The 14,763-nt window shown below is 57.5% G+C and carries 17 protein-coding genes; 10 read left to right on the forward strand and 7 right to left on the reverse strand.

Annotation, left to right across the window (positions count from 1 at the left end; translation table 11 throughout):
- Window positions 1-97: 97 nt before the first annotated feature.
- Both EAH77_RS18585 and cynS read left to right on the forward strand, forming a co-directional pair.
- The gene (locus EAH77_RS18585; protein ID WP_140474314.1) at window positions 98-751 is read left to right on the forward strand and encodes a carbonic anhydrase; all 654 of its coding nucleotides are present in this window, start codon (window positions 98-100) and stop codon (window positions 749-751) included.
- A 34-nt stretch (window positions 752-785) separates the two neighbouring features.
- On the forward strand, window positions 786-1,256 hold the full coding sequence (gene cynS, locus EAH77_RS18590) for a cyanase (protein WP_140474315.1): 471 nt from the start codon (window positions 786-788) through the stop codon (window positions 1,254-1,256).
- Here cynS and EAH77_RS18595 read toward each other — a convergent pair.
- The 6 genes from EAH77_RS18595 to EAH77_RS18620 all read right to left on the reverse strand — a co-directional run bounded on the left by EAH77_RS18595 (window position 1,253) and on the right by EAH77_RS18620 (window position 6,769).
- The gene (locus tag EAH77_RS18595) at window positions 1,253-2,071 is read right to left on the reverse strand and encodes a Cof-type HAD-IIB family hydrolase (RefSeq protein ID WP_140474316.1); all 819 of its coding nucleotides are present in this window, start codon (window positions 2,069-2,071) and stop codon (window positions 1,253-1,255) included. The two genes, cynS and EAH77_RS18595, sit on opposite strands and share 4 nt — an antisense overlap.
- Window positions 2,072-2,164: 93 nt before the next feature.
- Window positions 2,165-3,325, reverse strand: coding sequence for an MFS transporter (locus tag EAH77_RS18600; protein ID WP_140474317.1), 1,161 nt, complete (start codon window positions 3,323-3,325; stop codon window positions 2,165-2,167).
- A gap of 136 nt (window positions 3,326-3,461) precedes the next feature.
- Window positions 3,462-4,457 (reverse strand): ROK family protein, encoded by a 996-nt coding sequence (locus tag EAH77_RS18605; protein WP_140474318.1) that lies wholly within the window; start codon window positions 4,455-4,457, stop codon window positions 3,462-3,464.
- Between the two features lie 40 nt (window positions 4,458-4,497).
- The gene (locus EAH77_RS18610) at window positions 4,498-5,535 is read right to left on the reverse strand and encodes a Fic family protein (protein ID WP_140474319.1); all 1,038 of its coding nucleotides are present in this window, start codon (window positions 5,533-5,535) and stop codon (window positions 4,498-4,500) included.
- Window positions 5,536-5,553: 18 nt separating this feature from the next.
- A complete protein-coding gene (locus tag EAH77_RS18615) occupies window positions 5,554-5,979 on the reverse strand; it encodes a thiol-disulfide oxidoreductase DCC family protein (protein ID WP_140474320.1) in 426 nt (141 codons plus the stop codon).
- A gap of 28 nt (window positions 5,980-6,007) precedes the next feature.
- The gene (locus tag EAH77_RS18620) at window positions 6,008-6,769 is read right to left on the reverse strand and encodes a FadR/GntR family transcriptional regulator (RefSeq protein WP_140474321.1); all 762 of its coding nucleotides are present in this window, start codon (window positions 6,767-6,769) and stop codon (window positions 6,008-6,010) included.
- Between the two features lie 222 nt (window positions 6,770-6,991).
- Here EAH77_RS18620 and EAH77_RS18625 point away from each other — a divergent pair, with 222 nt between their 5' ends.
- The 8 genes from EAH77_RS18625 to lldD all read left to right on the forward strand — a co-directional run bounded on the left by EAH77_RS18625 (window position 6,992) and on the right by lldD (window position 14,435).
- The gene (locus tag EAH77_RS18625) at window positions 6,992-7,732 is read left to right on the forward strand and encodes an SDR family oxidoreductase (RefSeq protein ID WP_140474322.1); all 741 of its coding nucleotides are present in this window, start codon (window positions 6,992-6,994) and stop codon (window positions 7,730-7,732) included.
- 45 nt (window positions 7,733-7,777) lie between these two features.
- Window positions 7,778-8,620: an ureidoglycolate lyase gene (locus EAH77_RS18630; RefSeq protein ID WP_140474323.1), complete on the forward strand. Its 843-nt coding sequence runs from the start codon at window positions 7,778-7,780 to the stop codon at window positions 8,618-8,620.
- Window positions 8,621-8,651: 31 nt separating this feature from the next.
- Complete coding sequence (locus EAH77_RS18635; RefSeq protein WP_140474324.1) at window positions 8,652-9,929, forward strand: L-fuconate dehydratase; 1,278 nt, start codon at window positions 8,652-8,654, stop codon at window positions 9,927-9,929.
- A gap of 20 nt (window positions 9,930-9,949) precedes the next feature.
- On the forward strand, window positions 9,950-10,810 hold the full coding sequence (locus tag EAH77_RS18640) for an amidohydrolase family protein (RefSeq protein WP_140474325.1): 861 nt from the start codon (window positions 9,950-9,952) through the stop codon (window positions 10,808-10,810).
- Window positions 10,788-11,564 (forward strand): SDR family oxidoreductase, encoded by a 777-nt coding sequence (locus EAH77_RS18645; RefSeq protein WP_140474326.1) that lies wholly within the window; start codon window positions 10,788-10,790, stop codon window positions 11,562-11,564. The genes EAH77_RS18640 and EAH77_RS18645 overlap by 23 nt, the downstream gene beginning before the upstream one ends.
- Window positions 11,561-11,905 carry an L-rhamnose mutarotase gene (locus EAH77_RS18650; protein WP_140474327.1) on the forward strand — a complete coding sequence of 115 codons (345 nt, stop codon included), beginning with the start codon at window positions 11,561-11,563 and terminating at the stop codon, window positions 11,903-11,905. The genes EAH77_RS18645 and EAH77_RS18650 overlap by 4 nt, the downstream gene beginning before the upstream one ends.
- A 105-nt stretch (window positions 11,906-12,010) precedes the next feature.
- The gene (fucP, locus tag EAH77_RS18655) at window positions 12,011-13,240 is read left to right on the forward strand and encodes an L-fucose:H+ symporter permease (protein ID WP_140474328.1); all 1,230 of its coding nucleotides are present in this window, start codon (window positions 12,011-12,013) and stop codon (window positions 13,238-13,240) included.
- Window positions 13,241-13,289: 49 nt separating this feature from the next.
- The gene (gene lldD, locus EAH77_RS18660) at window positions 13,290-14,435 is read left to right on the forward strand and encodes an FMN-dependent L-lactate dehydrogenase LldD (RefSeq protein WP_140474329.1); all 1,146 of its coding nucleotides are present in this window, start codon (window positions 13,290-13,292) and stop codon (window positions 14,433-14,435) included.
- Window positions 14,436-14,503: 68 nt separating this feature from the next.
- On the opposite strand, the gene EAH77_RS18665 is transcribed toward lldD, so the two are convergent.
- Complete coding sequence (locus tag EAH77_RS18665; RefSeq protein ID WP_140474330.1) at window positions 14,504-14,725, reverse strand: hypothetical protein; 222 nt, start codon at window positions 14,723-14,725, stop codon at window positions 14,504-14,506.
- Between the last annotated feature and the right edge of the window lie 38 nt (window positions 14,726-14,763).

Genomic DNA, 14,763 nt, shown 5'->3' on the forward strand with positions numbered 1-14,763 from the left:
AGTAAAACCAATAGCCCCCATTATAAATGGGTCTTAGACCCTATAGCCAGTTACGTTCATCATCTGCCCATCGAAACATCAATGAGTGGAAGTGAATATGCAGGAAATTATTGACGGGATTTTGAAATTCCAGCGCGAGGCCTTTGTCGAGCGCAGCGATTTATTTAAACAACTGGCGACACGCCAGAACCCGCGAACGCTGTTTATCTCCTGTTCCGACAGCCGTCTGGTACCGGAACTGCTAACCCAGCGCGAGCCCGGCGATCTGTTTGTCATCCGCAATGCGGGCAACATCGTCCCTTCGTTCGGCCCTGAGCCGGGCGGCGTCAGTGCCTCGGTGGAGTATGCCGTTGCTGCGCTGGGCGTCGAAGATATCGTGATTTGCGGTCATTCCGACTGCGGCGCAATGACCGCTATCGCCACCTGCCAGTGTCTGGACCACATGCCCACCGTCGCCAGTTGGCTGCGCTATGCCGATGCCGCCCGTAGCATTACTCAGGCCAATGACTATGCTTCTGAACAGGAGCGTGTGAATGCCGTGGTGCGCGAGAACGTGATTGCTCAGCTAACCAACATCAAAACCCACCCGTCCGTTGCCCTGGCGCTTGAACAGGGAAAACTCAAATTGCACGGCTGGGTGTATGACATTGCCAGCGGCGGCGTTGATGCCCTTGACGGTAACACGCGCCGTTTTGTCCCGCTGGCTGCCAACCCACAGGTTACGGCTACCCCCTCCGCCACCTGCCTCTAACGCTTTAATTAATTGATAGCCTAAAGGAATTTTTATGACTCAGTCACTGCACACCCAAACTTCACGCCAGCATCTCACCGACATCATCATGGATGCCAAAATCCGCAAGAACCTGACCTTTGAAGCGATCACCGAAGGCACCGGCCTGAGCCTGGCCTTCGTGACTGCCGCCCTGCTGGGGCAGCATCCGTTGCCAGAAACAGCCGCCAGAGCGGTAGCCGCTAAACTGGAACTGGATGAAGACGCGGTGCGCCTGCTCCAGACTATCCCGCTGCGCGGCAGCATCCCCGGCGGCGTTCCCACCGACCCGACCATCTACCGCTTCTATGAGATGGTACAAATCTACGGCTCCACGCTGAAGGCGCTGGTGCATGAGCAGTTCGGCGACGGCATTATCAGCGCCATCAACTTCAAGCTGGATATCAAAAAAGTGCAGGACCCGGACGGTGGCGAACGCGCCGTGATCACTCTCGACGGTAAATACCTGCCGACCAAACCGTTTTAGTTTCGGTCAAACGGTGCGCGCCCTTCCAGGCAATCGTCAATAACCTGTAACACGCCCTCCTCATGATGCAGGCCCGCCCGGTAACGGGCGGCGGCCAGTACAGCAGGCTGGGCGTTTTGCATGGCAAAACCGAACCCCGCGTGTTGCAGCATTTCGAGATCGTTGCCGCCGTCGCCAAACGCCAGCACGTCACTGTCTTCAACACCATACAGCTGCTGGATTTTCTTCAGCCCATTGGCCTTATGGTTGCCGGGGATCACCAGATCCACTGAGCCGTGACCACTGGAAACCGGCTTCACCATCCCGCCAATATTTTCTTCCACCCGCGCCATCAGCCCGGCCAGTTTTTCATGTGGCACTTCCAGTGCAAATTTGAAAATAGGTTCGTTAACGTCGGCATAACTCGCCACCCGGTTCAGGCGGAAATAGTAACGGTTCATCTTTTTAAAGAAGTCTTCGCCGAACTTTTCCAGCATGTACGCGCCGTTTTTGCCGCACACAGTGACTTCGATGTCATCAATGCCGCTGATAAACGCCAGCACCTGCGCGGTCTGCTCTGCGGGCATGTGCGCACAGTAGATTTCCTGCTGTTTATCCACCACGTAAGCGCCGTTTTCGGCCACGTAGGCGATGTCCGGGTCGAGCGCATCGAAGAAGGTTTTCAACTGGTAATATTGATTGCCACTGGCGACCACAAATTTGATGCCGCGACGCTGTAATTCGGCGTACTGGGCGGCAAAGCGCGCACGGTTGTAGTCGCCCTGCGTGTTGAGAAAGGTGCCATCCATATCCACGGCAATGAGTTTGACGGTCATCGTGACTCCTTAGAAAGACAATGAGAGAGTTGAAGAGTGAAAAAAAACCAGCGCCGGAGCGCCGGCTGGCAACATGCCACTCAGTTTAAATCGTTAATATTTCAGCTTAAAAGCACCCAGCGTAATGACCAGAAACAGGATGGCGACCGCAGAAAATGCCACCGCCAGGCTGGAAAGATGCGCGATATACCCGATGATCGCCGGTCCGCCGAGCACCCCGAGATAGCCCAGTGTCGCCACCATCGCCACCGACATATTGACCGGCATCACCTTCTCCTGACCGGCGAGGGTGATCAGCACCGGCACGATATTGGCCGCCCCGGCGCCCACCAGCGCAAAGCCCAGCAGCGAGAGATTCCAGCCCGGCAGGGCTACCACCATCAGATAACCGGCGATGCCCAGAATGCTGCCAAAAATCAGTACCCGCTGGCGGCCCAACGCGCTGACTACCGCATCTCCGGTTAAACGCATCAATGACATGGTGACGGCAAACACGGCGAAGCCCCACCCGGCGTGTTCCACCGCCAGACCGCGATCCTGGGTAAGGAATATTCCGCCCCAGTCCAGCACCGCGCCTTCGGCCATAAAGCAAATCATCGCCATCGCGGCCATCAGGATCAGACGGAAATTGGGGCGTGCTTTGGTCGCAGGTTTAGCCGGACCGGACTCATGGTTGCCGAATGGCAGCAGTTCTGTGAATGACAAACCAGTAATCATCAGCACCAGTACAATGGCCGAGAATGTACTGGCCAGCGGCGACAGACCGGCGCCGAGCAGCAGCGACCCCCCTCCCGCACCGACAATGCCACCCACGCTGTAGAGGCAGTGAAAACCGGACATCAGCGGTTTGGCCGACACCTGTTCTATCAGCGAGCCCTGTACGTTCATCGCCACATCGGCGAGGCCAATCCCCATGCCGAACAGGAACAGCGACACCGCCAGCCAGCGGATATCGCTGAAAGTCGCCAGCGCCGGAAACAGCACACAGAACAGCGCCACCGCAAACAGGATAATGGCCCGGCAACCAAAGTGACCAATCAGCCGCCCGGAACCCAACATCGCCAGCAGTGAACCGCCGCCGAGGCAAAGCAGCAGTAAGCCCAGATCTCCCGCTGCTGCTCCGGTGCGCAATTGCGCGTAAGGCACCAGCGCGGCCCAAAGCCCCATGGCCAGGCCGGTGACGAAGAAAATCGCGCGGGTTGCAACGCGTTTGCCTTTGGCGTCGGTCAACGTAGTGGTGATGTCCAGTGACATAAATAGGGTTCCCATGGCGGAAAACAGTCATCCCGGCAAGACCAGAATCACTTATTAAAAGACTTTTAATAAGTGATTACTATACAGATCAGCCGGAAATGAAGTCAAGCGTCAGACAGAAGAAATACGCGGAGGATCAAAGTTCAAAGATGAGATGGAAGTTATAGCTTTCGAGCGTCAGTTCAGCGATGCCCTGCAGATAATCCTGCTCAATAGAGGGGCGGTAGATCAGGGCAGGCAGATGCTGCTCGGGAATATGGTCCTGGCAATGACGGCGAATGTCGGCCAGATCCTGCGCTTTTAGCTGTGGCCCGGACAGCGCCACCGTGACCGGGTTAATCACCGCCACCAGCGTGACAATAATATGGCTCAGCCGCTCCGTCATCTGCCCATCCGCAGGCGGCAGCGGAATGTGGGAAACCTCACCGGCGAAATGGCTGGCGCCCTGTAACACGCGGCCATTGATCACCATGCCGCAGCCGGTGCACTCTCCTTCCGGCTGCAACAGGTAGGCAACCGGCCCCGTTTCCTGCGGGCAATTGCTGCGGTAAAAACCGTAGGCGGTGTAGTTCATGTCATTACCGACCTGCACAAACAGACCGAATTTTTCCCGCAATATCTGTACCAGCGGCAGACCGTTAAACAGCGCGATATCACAGGAAGCCACCACGCCATCAACGATCACCCCCGGCAGGCCAATACCCATGGCTTGCAGGTTGGGATATCGGGAAACGATATCGCCAATATAATCAAAAAATTGCGCCAGAGAGAGTGGCTGAAAGACGGTGTCCAGCTGTTCCAGCGTGGTGCCGGTAGCGGAAGTGATCAGGGCGGCGATACGGGCGGAGGTGGTGTTACCTTCAACATACAGACTGAGTACCGAGAAGAAATCCGGGTTATAGGCATAACGCTGGGCCGGACGCCCGCCGCTCGACGCATCCAGCGCCAGCGACAACACCTCGCCGGTCAGGCAGAGGTGGTTGAGAACCGTGCCACAAGTGGCGACGCTCAGCCCGGTTTGCTCCGAGAGATCTGCCTTGGTGGCAGAATTCAGCGCTTTCAACGCATTGACCACCAGCACCACATTGTGTTTTTTCATTTCTCGGGTCGTGCGGGTAACCGGGGTATTCATAGCGCCTCATCAACAGCCATTGATCATTAAGGATATTTTATCACATCACGCGCCAGACGCCGCTTTTGGTGGAACCCTCACGTTGCAGCCTGCCGTTGTCCTGCAACGTCTTAATGTTACGTTCAACCGTGCGGGAATTGATCCCCAGAGCCTGTGCCAGCTGAGCGATAGTGATTGACGGCGTGGCTTCAACGGCGGCAAGGATCTTGCTTGCTGTTACTGATAGATTTCCGGCATTTTCTACCGGCATTTCTACCGGCATTTCTACCGGCATTTCTACCGGCATTTCTACCGGCATTACATTAACGTTTGGCTGTTGCGCGTCAATCCCTTCTCTTAATGCCAGCCTCAGTTTTTCCAGCATAAAGGCGATGAAAGCCGTGCAGTCACTGGCCCGGTCACACTCCCCCAGCACGCGGTAATAGTCCTGTTGCTGATCGTGAATCAAGGTTTCAACAGGCAGCCAGGCCAGTTCAGCGCGCCAATCACTGAGGATCAGCGTCTGCCAAAGTCGCCCCATCCTGCCATTACCGTCGGCGAAAGGATGAATAAACTCGAACTCATAATGGAAGATTGAACTCGCAATGAGCGGGTGAATATCGGTGTGTTCCAGCCATGACAACAGGTCATCAACCAGACGCGCCAGCTGGTGGGCAGGTGGCGCCATATGAATCAACTGTTTATCGCGGTAAACACCCACGTTGCCACTGCGCAGTTGCCCCGGCACATCCACCAGACCACTCATCAACAGGCGGTGTGCCGCCAGTAAATCCGCCAACCGGTGACAATTCCAGTGGGGAAGTTGCTCGTAAGCCAAAATGGCATTACGCACTTCCTGAATATCCTTCGCCGGTGCCAACACGCGCTTGCCATCCATAATCGCGGTGACCTGTTCGGCGGAGAGGCTATTATGTTCAATCGCGAGGGACGCCTGAATAGTGCGGATACGGTTTTCTTTACGCAGCAACGGAGAGGCGCGGCCAGCCTGAGCCGCCCAGTGCCCCAATAACTCCCCCACCTCAACCACAAGGTTCAGTATTTCTGCTGTTATGTTGAAAGGTGGTTGATAACCTGCCATCCCGCTCTCCTGCAATCCCTAATCCAAAAAACGCTGACTATGGTCGGCATCCAGTTTTTGCACTGCATCATAACGCCCAAACAGTCGGTAGCGGTTGATCGCAATGCGGTTGTAGCACATGTCGCGAAATGACTGCGGAAAAATCCTCAGTACACTCATCCAGCGCCACGGCGCCGGCAACCCGCTCATGGCGCGGAAGATGGCTTCGGAGCGCAGGAGTACCTCACCGTGATCGATAAGCACGATGGTGTTGATTTTATCCGCATCCAGCCCCGACCAGGCAAACAGCGCCTGGCCCTTTTCCGACTGTACCGGCACCATCCGTACGCTGCGGTGACGGTCATGGCGGATCAGGAAATTCACCCAGCCGATGCACAATTTGCAGGTGCCATCGAAAATCACGATGCGTTCGCCGGGCCGAATATAAGGGGGATCACTGCGCATACGCCAGCTCCAGGGTTAAGTGAGTCAATCAACCACGCCCGAAAATGGCGATCACCGCATCCAGATGCTCTTTCATGGCCTTTTTAGCCGCGCGGGTATCACGGGCTTCCAGCGCTGTGAGGATCGCCAGGTGTTCCACTTCGGAGCGGTGCGGCATGTCCTGCGGCGTGTAGTGCAATTGCAGGCCACGGAACATGGTGCCGTAACGGTGGCCCAGCAGGTGCGCGATGATAAACGCATAGGCCGGATTACCGCTGGCCTGCGCGATGCGGATATGAAACAGCCGGTCGCCGGGGTGAGTTGCCGATCCTTGCCGGTTATCGCGGCAGTTCTGTTCATATGCCTGTCTGATCGCTGCAAGTTCATCATCGGACGCGTGACGGGCAGCCAGCGCGGCGGTTTCCGGTTCGATCAGCCGCCGGGTTTGCAGCAACGAGAACGGCGGCAGCTCGGCGGTGAAATCCAGCTCAATATTCAGCTCGTCATCCACGTCGGCCCACTGATTACGCCCTGCCCGCGCCATTACCGGCTCCTGCGAGGGGGCCGCCTGTGACACCGGCGGCTCGCAGACAATCACGCCGTTGCCGACGCGCACGTCCACCAGACCTATCACCTCCAGCGCAATCAGTGCTTCACGCACCGATGCCCGGCTGACCTGCAACTGGCTGGCCAGTTCGCGCTCGGCCGGTAGTCGGCTGCCGGGCGGAAATTCTTTATTGTCGATCAGCGTTTTAAGTTGGTCAGCTATCTGCCTGTATATTCTCGGATTTTCTAATTTTTTTATCGGCATCGGACACCTGAGCTCTTTTTCAATTAAGTGATTCAGCTAGCATTTATCGGACAAAAATCTTGCTGATTTGTTTTATACATGTAAAAAATTAGTTAAATGAAAAAGCGTTTTAAGTTGAAGTCTGCTGAACATCTTAGCAAAAGAACCTCACTTAACGCGTTTTTTTTCGCAGTCAATGGCCTGACCATTAGACCTAAATAACCGATTTTACCGGGAGTAGCTATGAACCTGACGGGGAAAAAAGTGCTGATCACCGCCGCCGGACAAGGGATCGGTTTTAATACCGCCGCCCTGTTCGCCAGCCACGGCGCCGAGGTGATCGCCACCGACATCAACATCGATAAGTTGCACGGCATTGCGGGCATTCACCCACGCTTGCTGGATGTCACTGACCCGCAGGCGATCAACGCCGTCGCCGAAGAGATTGGCCCGCTGGACGTGCTGTTCAACTGTGCGGGCGTGGTCCACAGCGGCGATATCCTGACCTGCAGCGAGCGCGAATGGCAGTTTGCGCTCGATCTCAACGTTACCGCTATGTTCCACACTATCCGCGCCTTTCTGCCCGCCATGCTCGAACGCAACAGCGGTTCCATTATTAACATGTCGTCGGTCGCCTCGAGCATCAAGGGCGTGCCAAATCGCTTTGCCTACAGCGCCTCAAAAGCCGCCGTCATTGGCCTGACCCGCTCGGTGGCGGCGGACTACGTCACCCGCGGCATTCGCTGTAACGCCATCTGCCCCGGCACGGTCGAATCGCCGTCGCTGCGTCAGCGCATCGCCGCGCAGGCCGAAGCCGAAGGCCGCAGCGAAGAAGACGTTTATAAAGCCTTCGTGGCCCGCCAGCCGATTGGCCGCATTGGCAAGACCGAAGAGATCGCCCAGCTGGCGCTCTATCTGGCCTCCGACGCCAGCTCCTACACCACCGGCACGGTACACATTATTGACGGTGGCTGGAGCAACTGACCTCCGGCCCCTCTCAGCCTCACTTTTCCAGATAAGGATTTTGACATGAAATTATTACGTTACGGCCCGGCAGGTCAGGAGCGCCCCGGCTTACTCGACGGTCACGGTAAATTGCGCGACCTCTCGGCGCATGTTAGCGACATCAGCGGTGAGTTTTTACAGCCTGAGACGCTGGAAAAGCTGCGCCAGCTGGATACTGCCAGCCTGCCTTTCGTCAGCGGCGACCCGCGTCTCGGCGCCTGCGTGGGCAAGGTCGGTAAATTTATCTGCATCGGTCTCAATTATGCCGATCACGCCGCCGAAACCGGGGCAGACATTCCCAAAGAGCCAGTGATTTTCAGCAAGTGGACCAGCGCCATTATCGGGCCGAATGACGATGTGGAGATCCCGCGCGACTCGGTGAAAACCGACTGGGAAGTGGAGCTTGGCGTAGTGATTGGCCAGGGCGGGCGTTATATCAGCGAAGCCGACGCCCTGTCACACGTGGCCGGTTACTGCGTGATCAATGACGTTTCCGAACGCGAATTCCAGATTGAACGCGGCGGCACCTGGGACAAAGGCAAAGGCTGCGACACCTTCGGACCCACCGGCCCGTGGCTGGTCACCGCCGATGAAATTCCTGACCCGCATCAGCTGAATCTGTGGCTGGAGGTGGACGGCAAGCGCTATCAGAACGGCAACACCCGCACCATGATTTTCAAAGTGCCGGAGATCATCAGCTACCTGAGCCGTTTTATGAGCCTGCAACCGGGCGACATCATCTCCACCGGCACCCCGCCGGGCGTGGGCCTCGGGCAAAAACCACCGGTTTACCTGAAGGCCGGACAGGTAATGCGTCTGGGTATTGAAGGCTTGGGCGAGCAGCGTCAGAAGACGGTGCAGGCGTAACCCCACAATGTTTGCTGATGGAATCTAAGCGATGACAACGATTACTGCATTGCGTGTTGAAGATGTGCGTTTCCCGACCTCACTGGCTCTGGATGGCTCTGACGCCATGAATCCGGATCCCGATTATTCGGCGGCTTACGTGATTTTAGATACTGATAACCCGGCGCTCAGCGGCCACGGGCTGACGTTCACCATCGGGCGCGGCAATGAGATTTGCTGCGCAGCGATTAACGCGCTGGAACATCTGGTGGTCGGGCGTGACTTAGCGACTATTACCGCCGATATGGGCAAGTTCTGGCGTGAATTTACCAGCGACAGTCAGCTGCGCTGGATTGGCCCGGACAAGGGTGCCATTCATCTGGCGACCGGCGCGGTGGTCAACGCCGTATGGGATTTATGGAGCAAAGCCGCGGGCAAACCGCTGTGGCAACTGGTGTCAGATATGTCGCCGGAGGAATTGGTGCGCTGCATCGATTTCCGCTACATCACCGACTGCATCACCCCGCAGGAAGCCCTGACGTTGCTGCAACAGCGCGGCGACAACAAAGCGCAGCGCCGGGAGAAACTGCTGGCCGAAGGTTACCCGTGCTACACCACCTCGGCAGGCTGGCTCGGTTACCCCGACGACAAACTGCGCCGCCTGTGTCAGGAGGCCGTCGATGCCGGTTTCGATTACCTGAAACTCAAAGTAGGCCGCGATCTGCAAGACGATATCCGCCGGGTGCGCATCGCCCGCGACGTGATCGGCCCCGACCGCAAACTGATGATTGACGCCAATCAGGTGTGGGAAACCAACGACGCCATTCCGTGGGTCAACGCCCTTGCCTTCGCTAAGCCCTGGTTTATCGAAGAACCGACCAGCCCGGATGACATTGAAGGCCACCGCAAAATCCGTCAGGCCGTGGCGCCGGTCAAAGTCGCCACCGGCGAGATGTGCCAGAACCGCATCATGTTCAAGCAGTTCATCATGCGCGAAGCCATCGACGTGGTGCAGATCGACGCCTGCCGCATGGGCGGTGTCAACGAAGTGCTGGCCGTGATGCTGATGGCCGCCAAATACAACCTGCCGGTCTGCCCGCATGCCGGTGGCGTCGGCCTGTGCGAATACGTGCAGCACTTATCGATGATCGACTATCTGTGTATCGCCGGTACGCATGAGGGCCGCGTGATTGAGTACGTTGACCATCTGCACGAACATTTTGTGCATCCTTGCGATATTCGCGGCGCGGCCTATATGCCACCGCAGGCACCGGGCTTCTCCATCGAGATGCATCAGGCCTCGATCGATAAATACCGTTTCCACGGCTAACCATGTGCAGGAGAACCGCGATGATGCGAATCGATGCCCACCAGCATTTCTGGCGCTACAGGCCGCAGGACTATCGCTGGATAAGCGACGAGATGGCGGTACTGAAAGCGGATTTCCTGCCGGAACAGTTGCTGCCGACGTTACAACGTCACGACATGCAGGGCAGCATTCTGGTTCAGGCCTGTTCTGATATCGCCGGGACGCAGTGGCTGCTGAATATCGCGGAGCAGACGGAATTTGTTCGCGCCGTCACCGGCTGGGTGGATCTGGCGTCGCCGCAGCTTGCAGGGCAACTGGCGTTACTGGCCCATCCGCTGCTGCGCGGGTTTCGTCATCAGGTGCAGGATGAACCGTCGCCCGCACACTGGCTGGCCGATCCGGCAGTGAACAACGGTTTGCGGCAAATCCAGCAGCAGGGGTATGTCTACGAAATACTGGTCACGCACCGCCATCTGGCTGACGCGGCGCAGTTTGCCGCCCGCCATGACCGGCACGCGCTGGTGCTGGATCACTTTGGCAAACCGGATCTACACCTGGGCGCAGCGCACTGGGCGAAACAGATTGCTCCGCTGGCGGCACTGCCCCACGTCAGTTGCAAAATTTCCGGGCTGCTGACCGAACCACGACCGGCGGGCGTCACGCTTCACGATCTGCTGCCCTATTTCGAGGTGGTGCTGGAGGCGTTTGGCAGCGAACGGCTGATGTTTGGTTCCGACTGGCCAGTGTGCCTGCTGGCCGGACGTGACGAAAACCCATGGGCATTATGCGAACAGGCCACGGCCACACTCAGTTCTGACGAGCAGGCAGCCCTTTACGGCGGCAATGCCTGCGCGATTTACCGACTACAGGAAACAAGCAATGAATCTGCATCTGCAAAATAACGTGGTGATCGTCACCGGCGGCGGCTCGGGTATTGGTGCTGCCATCTCAATGACGCTGGCAGAAGAGGGGGCTATTCCGGTGATCATCAGCAATACCGAACCGCCCAACGAGCTGATGCACAGCTTGCAACAGCATCAGCCACAGGCCAGTTTTTTCCTGACTGAACTCCGCGATGAAGCCAGCTGTTCTGCGGCTGTCAGCCAGATCCTGGCACGTTATGGGCACATCAACGGACTGGTGAATAACGCCGGTGCCAATGACAGCGTGGGCCTGGAGGCCGGTCGCGCCGCCTTCGTGCAATCGCTTGAGCAGAACCTGATTCATTACTATCTGATGGCACATCTAAGCCTCGACGCCCTGCGCGCCAGCCGGGGTGCCATCGTTAATATCAGTTCCAAGACCGCGCTGACCGGCCAGGGCAACACCAGCGGTTATGCCTCGGCCAAAGGTGGCGTTCTGGCACTGACCCGCGAGTGGGCCGCGTCGCTGCTGAAAGACGGCATCCGCGTCAACGCGGTCATCCCGGCGGAAGTGATGACGCCACTGTATGAACGCTGGATCAAAAGCTTCGACCATCCCGAAGAAAAGCTGCAACAGATCACCTCGCACATTCCACTCGGGCACCGCATGACTACGCCGCAGGAGATCGCCAACACCGTGGTGTTCCTGCTCTCATCGCGGGCCTCGCACACCACCGGCCAGTGGCTGTCGGTCGATGGCGGCTACACCCACCTTGACCGGGCATTAACATGAGCCGCCGCTTCTGTCAGGCACTGGATCTGGTCGATGACCCGGCGCTCATCGAGGAATACCAGCAGCACCACCGGCAAATCTGGCCGGAGATCGCCACCCATCTTCGCCAGTACGGTATTCAGCAGATGGAGATTTACCGGCTCGGTAACCGCCTGATGATGGTGATGGAGACCACGGACGACTTCGACGGCGGCCTGTTCGAACGCCGCAGTCTGGAGAACCCTAAAGTCGGCGAATGGGAAGCCCTGATGTGGAAATATCAGCGCCCCACGCCCTGGACCCCCGCCGGAGAGAAGTGGGTGGAAATGACACGAATTTTTTCCCTGGCGGAACAACCCTGAAAAGGGATGAGTCAATCAAGACATTGTTTTTCACGTTATCTGACATAAAAAACCAGCCGCTCTGAGCTGAAACAAACCCTGCAACCAGATATCAAGGAATTAACCATGCTCGCAAACAAAACTGCCACTCCGGCTTATGCCGGGCAGAAAGCCACGTCCAGCTTCCGGCTGGCATTTATTCTGGTCACCACGCTGTTTTTCCTGTGGGGGTTATCTTACGGGCTGCTGGATGTGCTGAATAAGCATTTCCAGGAGGTGCTGCACGTCAATAAAGCCCAGTCCGGTTTATTGCAGGCGGCCTATTTCGGTGCCTATTTCATCATCGCCCTGCCCGCCGGTTTCTTTATGGATCGCTACGGCTATAAGGCCGGGATCCTGGTCGGTTTATGCCTTTATGCACTCGGCGCATTGCTGTTCGTTCCGGCCGCGGCCGCAGGCAGTTTCGCTATGTTCCTGTTCGCGCTGTTTGTGATCGCCCTCGGTTTGGGCTGTTTGGAGACGGCTGCCAATCCTTTCGCTACCGTATTAGGTGACCCCGCCGGTGCAGAGCGTCGCCTGAATCTTTCCCAGTCCTTCAACGGCCTTGGGCAGTTTGTCGGCCCGATCATCGGCGGTTCACTGTTCTTCACCGCGACACAGGGCACCACGACGGAAGGTCTGGCGTCGGTCAAAATCACCTACGTTGCCATCGCCGTACTGGTGCTGCTGATTGCCCTGCTGTTTGGCCGTACCCGTCTGCCGGATATCCGCGAGCAGAGCACGGATCTCACCGGTGGCGTGGAAAAAGGGCTGTGGCAGCACGCGCACTTTACCGGCGGCGTGGTAGCCCAGTTCTTCTATGTAGCGGCACAGGTTGGCGTCGGTGCGTTCTTTATCAACTACACCACCGAGCACTGGCATACGCTGTCGAATCAGAATGCCTCTTACCTGCTCTCCATCGGTATGATCAGCTTTATGGTCGGGCGCTTCTTCAGCACCTGGCTGATGGGTCACGTGCGCCCGGCCACGCTGCTGGTGGTTTACGCCCTGATTAATATCGTGCTGTGTGGCGTGGTGGTGGCCGGGATTGATAATGTCTCGGTGATTGCGCTGGTGGCGGTGTTCTTCTTTATGTCGATCATGTTCCCGACCATTTTTGCGATGGGCGTCAAGAACATGGGCAAACAGACCAAACGCGCCAGTTCGGTGATGATCATGGCGATTGTCGGCGGCGCCATCATGCCGTACCTGATGGGCGCGGTAGCTGATCACTACAATACCGCCGTCTCCTATATTCTACCGATGGCTTGTTTTGCCGTGGTGCTGGTCTATGGTTTACGTCAGAGAGCGCGTTAAATGCGCCGGACCCGCAAACACTGACAGAATAAAGGGACACTGAATCAAGATGATTATTTCTGCTTCGACCGATTACCGTGCGGCAGCGCAGCGCAGGCTGCCGCCCTTCCTGTTTCACTACATTGATGGCGGCGCATACAACGAACATACGCTGCGCCGTAATACTGCCGATCTTGCTGATATCGCCCTGCGTCAGCGCATTTTGAAAAATATGTCTGAACTGAGCACTGCCACCACGCTGTTTGGCGAAGAACTGGCGATGCCGGTGATCCTCGCCCCGGTCGGTCTGACCGGTATGTACGCCCGGCGCGGCGAAGTGCAGGCCGCCCGTGCCGCAGCCAGAAAAGGCATTCCCTTTACGCTCTCCACGGTGTCCGTATGCCCGATTGAAGAGGTGGCACCGGCCATCAACCGGCCAATGTGGTTTCAGCTGTACGTGCTGAAAGACCGGGGCTTTATGCGCAATGCGCTGGAGCGCGCGCAGGCAGCGGGGGTTAAAACGCTGGTATTTACTGTCGATATGCCGGTGCCGGGCGCACGTTACCGCGATGCACACTCCGGCATGAGCGGGCCTCATGCCGCCGCGCGCCGCATGTTGCAGGCGGTGACGCATCCGCAGTGGGCGTGGGATGTCGGCCTGAATGGCAAACCGCACGATCTCGGTAATGTATCGGCGTATCGGGGCAAACCCACCACGCTGGAAGATTATATCGGCTGGCTGGGGACCAACTTCGACCCGTCGATTTCATGGAAAGATCTGGAGTGGATCCGCGAATTCTGGAAAGGGCCGATGATCATCAAAGGCATTCTGGACCCGGAAGATGCCAAAGACGCAGTGAAGTTTGGCGCAGACGGCATCGTGGTGTCCAACCACGGTGGGCGGCAACTGGACGGCGTGCTCTCGACCGCCCACGCGCTACCGGCCATCGCCGATGCGGTGAAAGGCGATATTACCATTCTGGCGGATTCGGGTATCCGCACCGGGCTGGACGTGGTGCGCATGATAGCGCTGGGGGCCGACAGCGTGCTGCTCGGCCGCGCCTTCGTTTATGCGCTGGCCGCCGCCGGTGAAGCCGGGGTGGTAAATCTGCTGGAGTTGATCGAAAAAGAGATGCGCGTGGCCATGACCCTGACCGGTGCGAAAACCATTGGTGATATCAGCCGCGCTTCTTTAGTTGCGGGCGGTATTCGCTGATTTCAGGCGCAAAAAAGCCGGTGGGGATTAACACCACCGGCCTGTTTTATGACAACGATATTTGGCGCTTAACGGGTCAGCGCGACAATCCCGAGCGTGACGGCAGCAACGGCGGCCACGCCACCGGCGACGGCGCCTGCGGTATCCCAGTTATCCTGCGTGGTGCCTTTCATGCAGGTATTGGTGTGGACCAGACGCCCTTCTGAGTCGTACACCGGAACACACGGAGATTGCGTGGCACACCCGGCCAGCAGGGTGGCTAAAAGCCCGGCGATAATGATTTTGCTCATGGTATTCCCTTCATGGTGTCACTCTCTGCAATGGCAGG

The sequence above is a fragment of the Ewingella americana genome, from assembly GCF_006438725.1.
GTDB classification, from domain to species: Bacteria; Pseudomonadota; Gammaproteobacteria; order Enterobacterales; family Enterobacteriaceae; genus Ewingella; species Ewingella americana_A.